This window comes from Alcanivorax sp. (genome assembly GCF_019431375.1).
GTDB classification, from domain to species: Bacteria; Pseudomonadota; Gammaproteobacteria; order Pseudomonadales; family Alcanivoracaceae; genus Alcanivorax; species Alcanivorax jadensis_A.
This window is the reverse complement of record NZ_CP080267.1, coordinates 537790-551258: the sequence shown is the minus strand read 5'-3', so window position 1 is coordinate 551258 and position 13469 is coordinate 537790. Positions and strand designations below refer to the sequence as shown.

General features: G+C 59.6%; 14 protein-coding genes. 5 read left to right on the top strand and 9 right to left on the bottom strand.

The genetic code is table 11. From position 1 onward, the window contains the following. Positions 1–73: 73 nt before the first annotated feature. Positions 74–319 carry a YdcH family protein gene (locus KZ772_RS02445; protein ID WP_290538303.1) on the bottom strand — a complete coding sequence of 82 codons (246 nt, stop codon included), beginning with the start codon at positions 317–319 and terminating at the stop codon, positions 74–76. A 220-nt stretch (positions 320–539) separates the two neighbouring features. On the opposite strand from KZ772_RS02445, the gene KZ772_RS02440 reads away from it, so the two are divergent. Next, entirely contained in the window at positions 540–1484 is a 945-nt protein-coding gene (locus tag KZ772_RS02440; RefSeq protein ID WP_290538302.1) for an oxygenase MpaB family protein, read from the top strand. Between the two features lie 87 nt (positions 1485–1571). Here the strand turns inward: KZ772_RS02440 and djlA are convergent, their stop codons facing one another. From djlA to KZ772_RS02415, 5 genes are all read right to left on the bottom strand, one after another. Then, positions 1572–2390, bottom strand: a complete 819-nt coding sequence (djlA, locus tag KZ772_RS02435) for a co-chaperone DjlA (RefSeq protein WP_290538301.1) — start codon at positions 2388–2390, stop codon at positions 1572–1574. 3 nt (positions 2391–2393) lie between these two features. Then, the gene (gene hyi, locus KZ772_RS02430; protein WP_290538300.1) at positions 2394–3176 is read right to left on the bottom strand and encodes a hydroxypyruvate isomerase; all 783 of its coding nucleotides are present in this window, start codon (positions 3174–3176) and stop codon (positions 2394–2396) included. Continuing rightward, positions 3176–4075, bottom strand: a complete 900-nt coding sequence (locus KZ772_RS02425) for an NAD(P)-dependent oxidoreductase (protein WP_290538299.1) — start codon at positions 4073–4075, stop codon at positions 3176–3178. Before KZ772_RS02425 ends, hyi begins: the two co-directional genes overlap by 1 nt. A 144-nt stretch (positions 4076–4219) precedes the next feature. Beyond that, the gene (locus tag KZ772_RS02420) at positions 4220–6133 is read right to left on the bottom strand and encodes an FTR1 family protein (protein WP_290538298.1); all 1914 of its coding nucleotides are present in this window, start codon (positions 6131–6133) and stop codon (positions 4220–4222) included. 93 nt (positions 6134–6226) lie between these two features. Continuing rightward, positions 6227–6895, bottom strand: a complete 669-nt coding sequence (locus KZ772_RS02415) for a DNA-3-methyladenine glycosylase I (protein ID WP_290538297.1) — start codon at positions 6893–6895, stop codon at positions 6227–6229. Positions 6896–7000: 105 nt separating this feature from the next. Between KZ772_RS02415 and KZ772_RS02410 the strand changes: the two genes are divergently transcribed. Next, positions 7001–8230 (top strand): pyridoxal phosphate-dependent aminotransferase, encoded by a 1230-nt coding sequence (locus KZ772_RS02410; RefSeq protein ID WP_290538296.1) that lies wholly within the window; start codon positions 7001–7003, stop codon positions 8228–8230. A 75-nt stretch (positions 8231–8305) separates the two neighbouring features. Beyond that, on the top strand, positions 8306–8821 hold the full coding sequence (locus tag KZ772_RS02405) for a hypothetical protein (RefSeq protein ID WP_290538295.1): 516 nt from the start codon (positions 8306–8308) through the stop codon (positions 8819–8821). 64 nt (positions 8822–8885) lie between these two features. Here the strand turns inward: KZ772_RS02405 and KZ772_RS02400 are convergent, their stop codons facing one another. Beyond that, the gene (locus KZ772_RS02400; RefSeq protein WP_290538294.1) at positions 8886–9818 is read right to left on the bottom strand and encodes a class I SAM-dependent methyltransferase; all 933 of its coding nucleotides are present in this window, start codon (positions 9816–9818) and stop codon (positions 8886–8888) included. Positions 9819–9927: 109 nt separating this feature from the next. On the opposite strand from KZ772_RS02400, the gene htpX reads away from it, so the two are divergent. Then, a complete protein-coding gene (gene htpX, locus KZ772_RS02395) occupies positions 9928–10824 on the top strand; it encodes a protease HtpX (RefSeq protein ID WP_290538293.1) in 897 nt (298 codons plus the stop codon). 134 nt (positions 10825–10958) lie between these two features. Here htpX and KZ772_RS02390 read toward each other — a convergent pair whose 3' ends face one another. Further along, positions 10959–12101 carry an ATP-NAD kinase family protein gene (locus KZ772_RS02390; protein WP_290538292.1) on the bottom strand — a complete coding sequence of 381 codons (1143 nt, stop codon included), beginning with the start codon at positions 12099–12101 and terminating at the stop codon, positions 10959–10961. Positions 12102–12174: 73 nt separating this feature from the next. On the opposite strand from KZ772_RS02390, the gene KZ772_RS02385 reads away from it, so the two are divergent. Next, complete coding sequence (locus tag KZ772_RS02385; protein WP_290538291.1) at positions 12175–12375, top strand: PA1571 family protein; 201 nt, start codon at positions 12175–12177, stop codon at positions 12373–12375. On the opposite strand, the gene KZ772_RS02380 is transcribed toward KZ772_RS02385, so the two are convergent. Beyond that, positions 12347–13462 carry a 4-phosphoerythronate dehydrogenase gene (locus KZ772_RS02380; RefSeq protein WP_290538290.1) on the bottom strand — a complete coding sequence of 372 codons (1116 nt, stop codon included), beginning with the start codon at positions 13460–13462 and terminating at the stop codon, positions 12347–12349. The two genes, KZ772_RS02385 and KZ772_RS02380, sit on opposite strands and share 29 nt — an antisense overlap. Between the last annotated feature and the right edge of the window lie 7 nt (positions 13463–13469).

The following is a 13469-nucleotide window of genomic DNA, read 5'->3' as shown; positions in this document are numbered from 1 at the left end:
AAAACCCGGATTTCGCAACTCGTAGCTCGCTTTTCGTCACTAATAGCTTTATCAAATCTGTAAAATACTCAGGTCAGCCTGCCCCATTATTGAGGCGATGGTACACCTCGTCCTTCAATCGAATTCTTTCCCGCTTTAAACGCTCCATATCCAAGTCGGCAATCGGACTCTCGCGCATTTCCAGACCCCGTATCTGTTTGTCCAGTTTGTCGTGATCCACCACTAGAGCCTTGAAACCAGGATCATTATTCACCAACTCGTCAATCTTCTGGCGCTGATCCGGAAATTCATGGTGGATGCTGTGGTTCTCTCCCAACATGGACATTTCTCCTTTGCGGTAACGTTGCGTAACCCGGTAAGGGCCACGTCTAACTCTCCGACACAAAAAGCTGCGCCACTGTTCCCATACATCATTAAATCACCACATTTCCTGATTAGATTCAATCAGGAAGGCCCGTAAGATGAAAAGTAAGCGCTACGTTGTCACCGGGCAGCTCGGTGGTAGTCGGAACCCTCACTGCACAAAAGGAGGCGTGCACATGGCGTTACCGCAATTACTGACCCGCGACCATATCCAGACCGGCCTGGTTCAGGCCAGTGAGCAATGCCATCAACCTGACGCAGGGCTGTTCGGCCCCGGCTCCATCTGCTGGCAGTTGATGCGCGAAAACCTTACCTCTCTGGCACACGGTCGAGTGATATTGCTGGCACTGGCAGATAGCCGTCTGTCCCAGCTACTGGTGGATTCCCATGATCTGGTGCAGCGATTACAGCACACCCAGGTGTTCATGCTGAAGCTGGTCTTCGGCAACCTGGACCAGGCCTTGCTGACGCTGGACAGCCCACGCATGCGTCGCAAGACCCTGTTTGATGTGGATGACAGTGAAACCCTGTTGTACGCGCTGACGGCATGGATGGATTCCTGTCTGACGGTCTATCAAGAGGTGATAGAACCGCTGAACACGGCCCATCAGGAGCGGTTGTTCGAAGAAACCATGCTGCTGGCGCAGGTCATGGGTATTCCTGATGACCGACGGCCTGCAGACTGGCACGCACATCGCCGCTGGTGGCAGCGTCGCCTTAATCACTCCGGGCCAGTAAGCGATCGGCGCCGCCGACTTGGCCACGAGCTGATCCGCGAACAGGGTTACCCGGGAAGAATGCCCTACGGCCAGTATCTGCCCTTGGCCTCCTTCCAGGTTCCCGAGCACCTGAGACAGACATTCCGCTTGCCGCCAACCGGGCTGGACAGCCATCGGGCCTACCAGAAACATCTTAGCAGACTGATGGAGCTAACCCGACGACTACCACCACGATTGCGCTATCAACCCGCATACCATGAAGCAAGTCAGCGACTGAATGGCCGAGCGCGCGCAGACCTGGCTACCCGATTGCTGAATCGATGGTGGACGGGGGAAAGTGATCTGGTGAACAGCGGCTGGTCAATCCCGAAAGTGGATCGGTTGCCCAGCGTGAGCTATTGAGGATTGATAACTAGGCAACAGACTGGACGCAGTACGCCAGAAGCCAAAAGCCGCATCCACTGGAGCGGCTTTTCGGTTTTGCAGAACCTATTTAAAACCGCGGTTGTCTTTGACCATTTCATAGGCCTTACTGATTTCCGCAGTCTTCTCGGTAGCCATACGGATCATCTCCTCCGGCACCCCTTTCGCCGCCAGCTTGTCCGGGTGATGTTCACTCATCAGCTTGCGGTAAGCCTTCTTGATCTCCTGATTGGAGGCCGACTCACTGACCCCCAGCACCTGGTAGGCCTGCCCCAGTGAAGGCCGCGACGGCCCTGCAGCCCCCTGCCCGCCCCGGTAGGAACCGCCTGCACCGGAGAACTGGGCCTGGGCCAGCAGCATATTGAGGATCTGTTGAAACTGGGCCCGCGGCACCCCCAGCCCTTCCGCAACCCGCACCAGCACCTCTTCTTCCGCCTGGTGAATCTGGCCATCCGCCAGGGCCACCTGCAACAGAATTTCCAGTAGCACGAGAATCAGCTGCTTGCGATGTTTTACGGTATTGGCGAAATCCGCCACGGTGGCATCCAGTGGAAAGTCCGCTTCCTTGCCACGGTTGAACAGGGCAATGGCTTCGCGGCGCTGTTCCTCGTTGAGCTGCATGCGGTCCATTACAGCCCGGGCTTGGGCAATTTCATCCTCGCTGACCCGGCCGTCGGCCTTGGCCAAGTGGCCCATGATGGAAAAGACCGTATCGAACAGGGCCTTCTGCACTTGCGCCTGTTGCGGACGGACGTTCTGCACCTGGGCCGCGCCCTTGTCGAGCATGTGTCCGATCAACACCCCGATACCCAGGCCAACAGGCCCGCCCACCAGCATCCCGAGCAGGCCGAGAATAATCTTGCCGCCCCAGTTAAGTTGCATCATTAATCAGCTAATCCGTGGTCTGAACCAGTCAAGACTGGTCTCGGTGTCCTGTTGCGGACGATATTCCGCACTGACCCAGCCCTGATAATCAAGAGCATCAATGTGGGCAAACACCGTATCAAAATGAATTTCACCGCTACCCGGTTCATGGCGCCCCGGGTTATCGGCAAACTGAATGTGTCCTATATGGGGGCAAAGTCGCGAAAGGGAACGGCACAGATCCCCCTCCATGATTTGCATATGGTACAGATCAAACTGCAGACGGAGATTATCCCGCCCCGCCGCCTCAATGGCAGCCATGGCCATCGCAGAGGTATCAAGAAAGAACCCCGGCATATCCACTTTCGAGTTGATCGCTTCCACCGTCAGAGTGATTCCCTGCGCTGCCAGCAGATCGGCGGCAAAGCGCAGGTTTTCCACCAGGGTCTGGAACGCCACATCAAAAGGCAGTGAGGCGGGACGAATCCCCGCCAGGCAATTGATCCGTTGGCAGTCCAGCGCTTGCGCATACTCCAGAGCCTGAAACACGCCCTCGCGAAATTCTTCCACCCGGTCCGGCAGGCAGGCAATGCCCCGCTCACCAGCCTGCCAGTCACCGGGCGGCAAATTGAACAACACCTGGGTCAGATCATGTTGCTTCAGCTTTTCCGCCAGTGTGGTAGCCGGCCAGTCATACGGAAACAGGAACTCCACGCCCTGAAAACACGCTTCAGCGGCGGCAGCAAAGCGATCCAGAAACGGCAACTCGGTGAACAGCATGGACAGGTTGGCGGCAAATCTTGGCATCAGTGTTCCTCGTCAGCGCTGCCAAGTCGGACGCCATTGAGCCGCTCCAGTTCCAGCAACAGGCCGCTGTGGTCCACCTCACCGTTGCCGCTGGCCAGCAGGGCCCGGTATTGCTCGAACACCCGCTGACTGAGCGGCAAGGTGAGCCCCTCACTGCGAGCCTCATCAAGGATCATGCGCAGATCCTTGAGTTGAATCCGCGCCGGCGCGCCCGGTTCGAAATTACGCTGCAGCATGCGCTCGCCATGCTGTTCGAGAATCTTGCTGCCGGCAAAACCACCCAACAGCGCCTCACGGACCTTTTCCGGCCGTGCGCCACCCTTGGCGGCCAGCAGCAACGCTTCAGAAACGGCGCCAATGGTAATACCGACAATGGCCTGGTTGGCGAGCTTGGCCAACTGACCACTGCCCACCGGACCGATGTGGGTGACCGTGCCCATGGGCTGGAGCACCTCTGCGGCGCGCACGAAACTCTCGTCGCCACCGCCGGCCATGATCGACAGGGTGCCGGCTTCTGCCCCCCGGGTGCCACCGGATACCGGCGCATCCAGATACGCCCCGCCCTGCTCCTCCACCAGCGCCCCATGACGGCGGGCCGTGGCCGGCTCGATGGAACTCATATCGATCACCAGCGCGCCCTGGCGAAGCTGGCTGATGGCACCGCTCTGATAAAGCACCTGGTCCACCACTGTGCCGTTTTCCAGCATGGTGATCACCACATCCGCCTCGGCCACCGCATCCGCCGGGCTGGCGGCCAGGCGCGCACGGTCGGCAAAGACATGCGCCTTTTCCGGGGTCCGGTTCCAGAGGGTCAGAGAAAAGCCAGCATCCAACAGACGTGCCACCATGGGCGCGCCCATCAAGCCGATGCCGAGAAAACTGATTGTCGGTTGTGACATGGGGAAACCGCTTTACACAGCACGCGGTCAGAGACGCATGCAACAGGAGAATATCAGGAGCGCCGAACCCGGTGCTCCTGAATGGACTGACAACAATTATTCCTGATTACAGCCGATTAAACACCCATACAGGGTAGCGAGCCATCACGCCTGCTGCTTGTTGCCCCGCAACCACAACACCGCACCGAGCAACACCGCGAGTACCTGGGCCATCACACCCTGCATGGTGGGGAAGAAGCCCAGCCACTCAATGGTGGGGACTCCCAGGTAATAGGCATTCAATACGCCGGCTTCCTGCAGGGCAGCAATACCCCGGCCCAACAGCACCACCGAGAGCACCAGCAGCACCAGGCTGGTCACCCGGAAGAACAGGCTCAGGGGCAGCGTCATACCAATGCGGAAGAACAGGAAGCAGACTAGCGCCAGGGCTGCCACCGCTACACCGATACCATAAAACAGGAAAGCCTGGGTCGCCGCGGTCACCTGACTCCAGAGGGCCTGGTAGAACAGGATGGTTTCGAAGATCTCCCGATACACCGAAATAAAGGATACAAACGTCAGTACCCAGATGGTGCCACTACCAAGGGCATCGTCCACCTTGTTGCGGATATACCCCAGCCATTTCTGGCTGTGGCTGTTGTTGTGCATCCAGAAACCCACGTAGAACAGGATCAGCGCCGCGACCACCCCGGCCACCCCTTCGGTCATTTCCCGGGAAGCGCCACTGAAGGTAATCAGGGAATTGGCCGCATACCAGGTCAGGCCACCGGCCACCAGAGCAGCGATCCAGCCCAGATGAATATGCCGGGTGGCGCTCACCGCATTGGCCTTGCGGGTAAAAGTGAGCAGTGCAGCTACCACCAGCAGGGCTTCCAGACCTTCGCGGAACAGGATGAAAAAGCTGGCAGAGAAGGTTGCCGCCGGGCTCAGTCCGTCACCGGACAACGCATCCGCGGCTTCAGCCAGGGAGGCGCGCGCTGTCGCCACCCGCTCACTGACAATATCTGCATCGTGGCTGCGATCAATAGCTTCACGCACGGCCATGAAATCCGCCTCGGCCCGACGCATGAGGTCGCCATCCACCGCCGCCAACTGCTGCTCGATCATCTCGAAACCGTCCAGATAGGCGGACAAGGCCGCGCTCCGGGCAGCCTGACCATCACCGTTGCGGTACGCCAGCTCGGCTTCCTTCAAACGCTCATCACTCAAGGCAATAAAGCGGTTTTCGTTGAACAGTGCGGACGGCTCCCGACGCAGATAGCCCAGGGCCGCATAAGCCTGCTCACCCTGCTCTTTCAGTACATCTTCCGGGGCCTGGGCCACCAGGGTATCCAGGGTCAGGGAGGTCTTCATGCCGGGAATCCGGTTGAAGGCGGCCTTGCCAGTTTCGGCCATCTCATCGCTGACCGCTTTTGCGCCCACGTAAAACGCCAGGGCCCAGCGGTCCTTGTCACTGAGGGTATCGCCGTAGGCAGCCATACCGGTGCCATCTACCCCCTGGGTGATGGTTGTATGCAGACCCAGCAACGAGCGGCCGTTGTAGCGGGCCACTTCGGTAAAATCGGTGGGAGCCGGTTCCATTGCCGCGCCAGCGGGCCCATCACCCCGCCCCTCGGCGCCATGGCAGGCAGCGCACTGGGTTTGATACAGCTCAGCCGCGCGCTCCAGATCCGGCGCTGCTTTTGGCGACACCGGGATACCATAAACGGTGACAAGGGTGGCGCGAATAGACTGGGCCAGCTCCTTGATACGGGGCTCGGCGGCCTTGTCGATCACCGCTTGTTGCAGGGCATCCGCCTGATCCTGCAGGCCTTGCTTACCATCAGCATCCGGCAGCTGTACCACCCCTTCCGCCAACAGAGCCGTGAACTCTTCCATCTCGGCGTATTCTTCCGGGCTGACGATCTCGCCATCCACCACCGCATTGATGTAATCCGCCCCCACGTATTCCACCAACTGCACCAGTGCAGTCTGGTTGTTGGCTAAGGCAGGCAGGCTAAGGAAGAGTAGCGAGGTCAGAACGGCGGCGAGACGCCCCAGGGCGGGAACAGCAGTCATGAAAATGAATCCGGTTCATCATGAAAAGGAGAGTCATTATCATTTATCTGAGGGGCGGCATCAAGAACTGCACCACCGCGGTATGGGGACACTTCAGCCAATGGTAAATGCCAGTACCTTGCTGATATGTGCCTGGGGCCAGCCACTCTCCTTCTGCCAGGCGTTGAACGCCGCCTGGGCGGCCCGCTGGTCGCGCTGGCTGGCCGGGGGCTTGTCGATGATGTTCTGGGCTTTCAGGGCGGCGATCACGTCGCCGGTGGGATACCAGGTATCGCGCCCCACCATGCGCAGAAAAGCGGCGCCTGAGTTGCCACCGAGTTGTTTACCGCGCTTCTTGAGCAGCAGCCACATGCCCACGGTATCGTCGGCCGGCCAGTCCGCCAGCCAGTTACCCATGCTGCCGTACTCCTCCGCCAGATCCAGCACCAACTGGGCATTGTGGCGAATCGCTTTCATCTTGCCCCAGTGACGGATCAGGCGGGTGTCCTGCATGCGCTCGTCCAGCATGGTATCCGGCATCAGTACCAGCTTTTCCGGATCAAAGCCGAAAAAGGCTTCCTCGAAAGCCGGCCACTTATTGTCCACCAGGGAATGCTTGAGCCCGGCCCGGAAAATGCGCCGGGTCAGGGCCGAAAGATAGAAAGCATCATCGCGGCTGCGCAGGGTATCTGCATCCGCCACGGTGGGCAGTTGCACCTCAACGGCCTGCAGAGAGCCCTTACGGTTTACCGCCAGGGCCAACAAATCCTTGAATGGGGTCACAGTGTGCTCCGGTAAAGTCAGGAAGCCAGAGGTTCCCTTGATATACAGTAATTTAGCGGCATTGTAGAATCGGTGCCTTGCGCTATCCAATTGAACAGGACCGGCATGACAATCGACCAATACCACGTCAACAAATCCGACAAACTGCGCGGCGTATGTTACGACATCCGCGGCCCGGTGCTGCGTGAAGCCCACCGCCTTGAAGACGAAGGCCATCGGGTCATCAAGCTGAACATTGGCAATCCGGCCCCGTTCGGCTTCGAGGCACCGGAAGAGCTGCTTCAGGATGTGATCAGCAACCTGCCGGAATCCACCGGTTACTGTCACTCCAAGGGCCTGTTCCCGGCACGAAAAGCGGTCATGCAGTATACCCAGACCAAGGGCATTGAAGGCGTCACCGTAGACGATGTGATCATCGGCAATGGCGTCTCCGAGTTGATTGTCATGTCCATGCAGGCCCTGCTCAACAGTGGCGACGAAGTGCTGCTACCGGCACCGGACTATCCCCTGTGGACTGCCGCCGTGCGCATGTCCGGTGGCACTCCTGTGCATTATCTGTGCGACGAGAAACAGGACTGGCAACCGGCCATTGATGATATTCGTGCCAAGGTGAACAAGAACACCAAGGCCCTGGTGATCATCAACCCGAACAACCCCACTGGCGCCAACTATGAGCCGGCGCTGCTGCAGGAACTGCTGCAGATTGCCCGCGAGAACAAGCTGATCGTCTTCGCCGACGAAATCTACGACAAGATTCTCTACGACGGTGAGGTGCATACTTCCATTGCCTCCATGGCCGACGACCTGCTGTTCGTCACCTTTAACGGCCTGTCCAAGAACTACCGTGCCGCCGGTTTCCGGGCCGGCTGGATGGTGATTTCCGGTGCCAAGCATCAGGCGGAAAGCTACATAGAGGGCCTGGATATGCTGGCCAGCATGCGTCTGTGTGCCAATGTGCCCAGCCAGCATGCGATCCAGACCGCCCTGGGCGGCTATCAGAGTATCAACGACCTGGTGTTGCCCACCGGCCGTCTAGGCCGCCAACGAGACCTGGCCTGGGATATGCTCGATTCCATTCCCGGAGTCAGCTGCGTGAAACCCAAGTCCGCGCTGTATCTTTTCCCGAAACTGGATCCCAAAGTCTTCCCCTTCGAAGACGACGAAGCCTTCGCGCTGGACCTGCTTCGCGAGGAAAAGGTACTGATCGTTCAGGGCACTGCCTTCAACTGGCCAGACCCGGATCACTTCCGGGTAGTATTCCTGCCCCGGGTGGATGACCTGGAAGATTCCATCGGCCGCATTGCCCGTTATCTGGACCGGGTACGAAAAAAATAACAGGGATTTATTCCCGGACTTATTTGCAGGAGTGTCGCTGGCGGCGCTCCTGCAGTTGCTTTAAAAGAGCCGCCCATGTCACACCTGCACATCGACGATTTCAGCCACGACGTTGCCCGCATTCTCATGCAGGCCTATATGAGCTTCCCGCGCCCCGGCGCGCTGTACGTGGAAGACATTATCGGGCCCACGGAGGTAGACGATGTGGGATTGCACAGCAGTCGTCATATGGCTTGCCTGGGCGCCATGCTGTGGCTGGCGGAGGAAGGTCTGCTGCGTTATGAGGCGACAATTTTTCAGGAAGGCATCGAGCAGGCCGTACTGACCAACAAGGCATTTGTATTATTGACCGCCATCAGCGAGCTGCGCCTAGACAACACCGACCCGACGCTCCCCGCCACTGTAAAGCACGAGAAGGCAACTCTGGCCGAACAGTTCCTGCAGGCGATCCGGGCACAGGATTCGGTGCGAACAACGGCGGTGGTACGTTATCTGCTATCACGGAACCCAGAACCGGTACAGGCTGAAGAGTTTTCCGATCTCATCAAACAGGATGATAACCAGCACTTCGTCACCGAAGACGGCTTTTAATCCCCGCCCGTTGCCGATGCGCACGGTGGCCGGTTACTGCGCGAGCAATCGCCTGCGATCTGTCTCAACTATCGAGCTCTGCCGGGCGCCGGTAGTGGTAGTGCACCGTCTTCAGGGCCGGCTCCCCGGCTTCGTCAAATCCCGGAGCTCCCGGTAAACGCCCTGCCCGCTCTGCTCCTGGCAGATTCTCCTCGATACAGCTTTCCAGCCAGGCATAATCCAGCCAGGGCGCATTGACGCAGGCCAGGATCTCCGCCTCAGGGGCCAGCAGTTTATGCAGTTTCTTCAGCACCTTTGGGTAGTCCTTCTCCACCATGAAACTGCCCTTCTGGGCGCTGGGGGGATCAATCACGATGATGTCGTAGCGCCCAAGACTGTGTAGCTTTTTCCAGCTGCGGAAAATGTTGTGTGGCAGGTAATGCACCTTGGCATCTTCAAACCCGTTGAGCCCATGGTTCTGCTGCCCCAGTCTGAGCGCCGGATCAGAGAGATCAATATTCACCACCGATTCCGCACCGCCGGCCAGGGCCGCCACGGAAAAACTGCAGGTAAAGCTGAACAGGTTAAGGACCTTCTTGCCCTCGGCGCGCTCACGAATCCAGCGCCGCCCCTGCGCCATATCGGCAAAGAATCCCAAGTTCTGCCCACGCTGGAAATCCAGCTTGTAGACCAGGCCATCTTCCTGCACCAGCGGCAACTCGGGCAGTTCGCCACACACCAGCACATTCTCGGCTTTGCCGTCATAGCGATGCTGGACCACCAGAGTGTCACAGCCCTGGGCGTCCAGTGCTGTTGTCAGGCTGGCTTCCAGCGCCTGCAGGATAGCCTCATCCTGAGCCCGGAATATGGTGGCCACCAACACCGGTGCAAAGCGATCGATGGTCAGCCACTCCAGGGCGGGCACGGTTTTACCCCGGCCGTGAAAAAGGCGGTGACGAGGTTGTGTGGGGGGAACCAGGTAAGGGGCAAGCAGGTCTGACAGTTCGGAGGGATGCATAGGACCAGGAGTGAATGTGGCGGGTAAATTTTGCCGCGCAGTATACCTTGCCTTCACGTCCCTCGCCCCCATAATCAGGTTTTACGATGAAACGTGGAGACAACCGACGATGATGCGCATTGCGCTTTATCTGCTAACCAACCTGGCGGTGATTGTGGTCGCCAGCATTACCCTGAGCCTGCTCGGGGTGAATTCCTATTTTGCCGCCAGCGGTTCCGGGCTGGATCTGACCAGCCTGCTGATTTTCAGTGCCGTATTCGGTTTTGCCGGCTCGCTGATTTCCCTGCTGATTTCCAAGCCCATGGCCAAATGGTCGGCGCGGGTGAAGATCATCGAGCAGCCTGGCAATGACGCCGAACGATGGCTGTTGCAGACAGTGAAGGAGCTGTCCGACAAGGCTGGCATCAAGATGCCGGAAGTCGGTATTTTCCCGGCCCAGCAATCCAATGCCTTTGCCACCGGCTGGAACAAGAATGCGGCCCTTGTCGCGGTTTCCCAGGGCCTGCTGTCCCGCTTCCGCCCGGAAGAGGTACGCGCGGTACTGGCCCACGAAATCGGTCACGTGGCCAACGGCGACATGGTCACACTGAGCCTGGTGCAGGGCGTGGTAAATACCTTCGTGATCTTTGCCGCCCGTGTGGTGGGCTATGTGGTGGACAGCTTCATGCGCCGTGACGGTGGTGGCGGCCTGGGCTTCGGCTACTACATTGTGGTGATCGTGGCCGAGATCATCTTTGGCATTGCCGCCAGCGCTATTGTCATGTGGTTCTCCCGCTTCCGGGAATACCGGGCCGACGTAGCCGGCGCTCAGCTGGCAGAACGCCGCGACATGATCTCTGCCCTGCAGCGCCTGAAGGCCGAATCCCAGATGCCTAACCAGATGCCGGATACCCTGGTGGCCTTCGGCATCAACTCCGGCCTGGCCAAGGGCTTCAAGGCCTTGTTTGCCTCCCACCCGCCGCTGGATGATCGGATTGCCGCCCTGCAGGAAAAGCGGCACGGCTGAGGATAGTGAACAGTTAACAGCGACGCGTTCCAGCGCGTCATCACTGAAAGACAAGAGGCCGCGTCCATAGCTTGGGCGCGGCCTCTTGCGTTTCAAAGCATGACACCCCCTATCGCGGCGCTGTTCACTGTTAACTATTCACTGTTAACTGCCTCCGTGCTTACCCGATACAACACCTGATCCTCATACCCGGTAGTCACCGGCCACAATCCGCACAATTCCCTGTCGAGTTCCGCGTCACCGGTATCCACCACCAGTGGCCGCCCTTCCAGGGTTTTCAGTTTGGTGCGGCTGGCAAGGATGTGGATATTGTCCTTGCCGAGGCGGCGAATCAGGGCCGGGCTGAATTGCTGGTTGCCACGACCGAACAGGTGGCCCTGGCCGCCAATAACGGTAATGACCGCCCGGGCCGGGGCGTCACCGATCTGTTCCAGCAATGCTCGTGCGCCCAGATCCCGGCCTACCACTTGGTGGTTGTAGACCAGATCCACCCCCAGCAGGGTGTTTTCCAGGCCCAGCTGCTCCATCACCAGGGCCACCGTGGAGCCCGAGCCCATCAGGTAATAGGTATCTTCTTCCAGGCTGTCCGCCATCCAGGCGGCCACTTCGGTAACTACCAGATCTTCCACTTCCCGGCCACCACACTTGACCTGCTGCAGGTATCTGGCTTCGGCGGGGACCTGCAACTCACCGTAATGGCGAGCGCGGACCACGCCTTCGCGAAATGCCGCTTCATCGATATCCCGCACCTCTGCCAGTTCCAGGCCCACCAGTTCGCCACAGGCCAGTTCTGCCAGCAGGCTGCCGGCTGCTTCCGGATTGATGGCATAAACCGCAGAGTGCATCTTGCAGCCGGCAGGCACGCCCAGTACCGGCGTTGCCTGCCCCAACGCATCCACCAGATCCCGTGCAGTACCGTCCCCGCCAGCGAACAGAATCAGCTCAGCACCGGCGCTTTTCAGCGCCTCAGCTGCCCGGCGGGTGTCCTGCGGACCGCTGGGCATGGTGGACTCACCGATCACCTGACAGGGCAATCCGGCGTCCCGGCAGCTTGCCTCGCCCATCTCGCCGGCCCAGGTCAGCACGGTCAGGTTCTTTGCGCCGCAAAGCGCCTTGAGTGCACGGCTCATACGGGCAGGCGCCTGGGGCTCCGCGCCCCGGCGCAGCGCCTCTTCGCGGGTTTCCTCGCCATCACTACCCTTCAGGGCCACGCTGCCGCCGAGCCCCGCATAAGGGTTAACCAGCACACCGAGACAGAGACTTTGGTCGACTTTCATAAAGCGGTCATATCCAGATACAAAAATGGCATTGCTGTCCAAGTGGACCAGCGCCTAAATAAACGACTTAACCATGCATATTGACAGGGATGCAGCCATGAATCTCGACAGCCAGCAACCCGGCCAGAATTTCCACGGTGGCGCCATCATTGATGAGCAGGGCCGGGAAATTCCCATTACCGAAGCGATGATCCAGCAGGCGTTTCAGCATCTGGAAAAAAGCTGGCAGCCCCCTGCCCGACCGCTCAAGTCCGCGCAAAAAGCCGGCGCATAATCCCCTGCCACGGGGCGCCTATGTCGCCCTGGTAGAGCCAGTCATGAAGCTCGTGGCGCACCGGGTATTCCTTGCGCAGCCGGTCGAAGGCCTTGCCTGGCTCAGCTGAGGTCAGGCTATCGCCCAGCCGCTGATGATCCTCCGATAACCGGTACGCCACCTGCAACACCCTGAGCAAATCGTCCTCGTTTGCCACCGGCCTCTGGATGATCTTATTGCTGGCCGACACCGGCGCCGGTTCTGCCTCCACATCCAGCCAGTCACAGAACGCCTGATACAGCATCCGGGTACCCTTCAGCTTGCCTTCGGCGCTGTAGCCGGCAATGTGTGGTGAGCCCAGCAGCACCTGCTCGAACAGCGCCGCCGGCACCAACGGCTCGGTTTCCCAGACATCCAGAATGGTGGCCGGTCCACGGCCGCCCTGCAGCCGTGCCAGCAAGGCGTCGTTATCGATCACCGGCCCTCGGCAGGTATTGATCAGCATCTGCGACGCAGACAGCCGCGACAATCTGACCGCATCCAGCAGGTGCCGGGTGGCATGGCCACCACTGTCTGTCAGCGGCACATGCAAGGTAATCAGATCAGCCTCGAGCATGGCATCCAGGGGTTCCAACTGGTAGGGACCTTCGTAGCCCTGTTCTGCCAGCGGCGGGTCACAGGCACGCACGTTCATTCCCAGGTCGGTCAGCCAGTCGGCCACCCGGTGCCCCACATTGCCCAGCCCCACCACCGCCGCCGTTGCGCCTACTGGGGAGCGGTTGCGGGCCTGACAGAGTAACAGCACCGCCTGTAACACATACTCCGCCACCGCCCGGGCATTGCAGCCCGGGGCGTGGGCGAAGCGGATACCCTGTTCCTGAAGATAGGCCAGATCCACATGATCCGTGCCGATGGTTGCCGAGCCCACAAACCGCACCCGGGAGCCTGCCAGCAGTCCGGCATCCACCCGGGTCACCGAGCGCACCAGCAATACCTCTGCTTCGCCCAACTGCTGACGGGTCAGGCTGCGACCATCCACCCGGGTTACGGCCCCCATGGCGTCAAAGGGTTCCAGGCCCGGCATGTTGGCATCGGCAATGATCTGCATCGGTTTT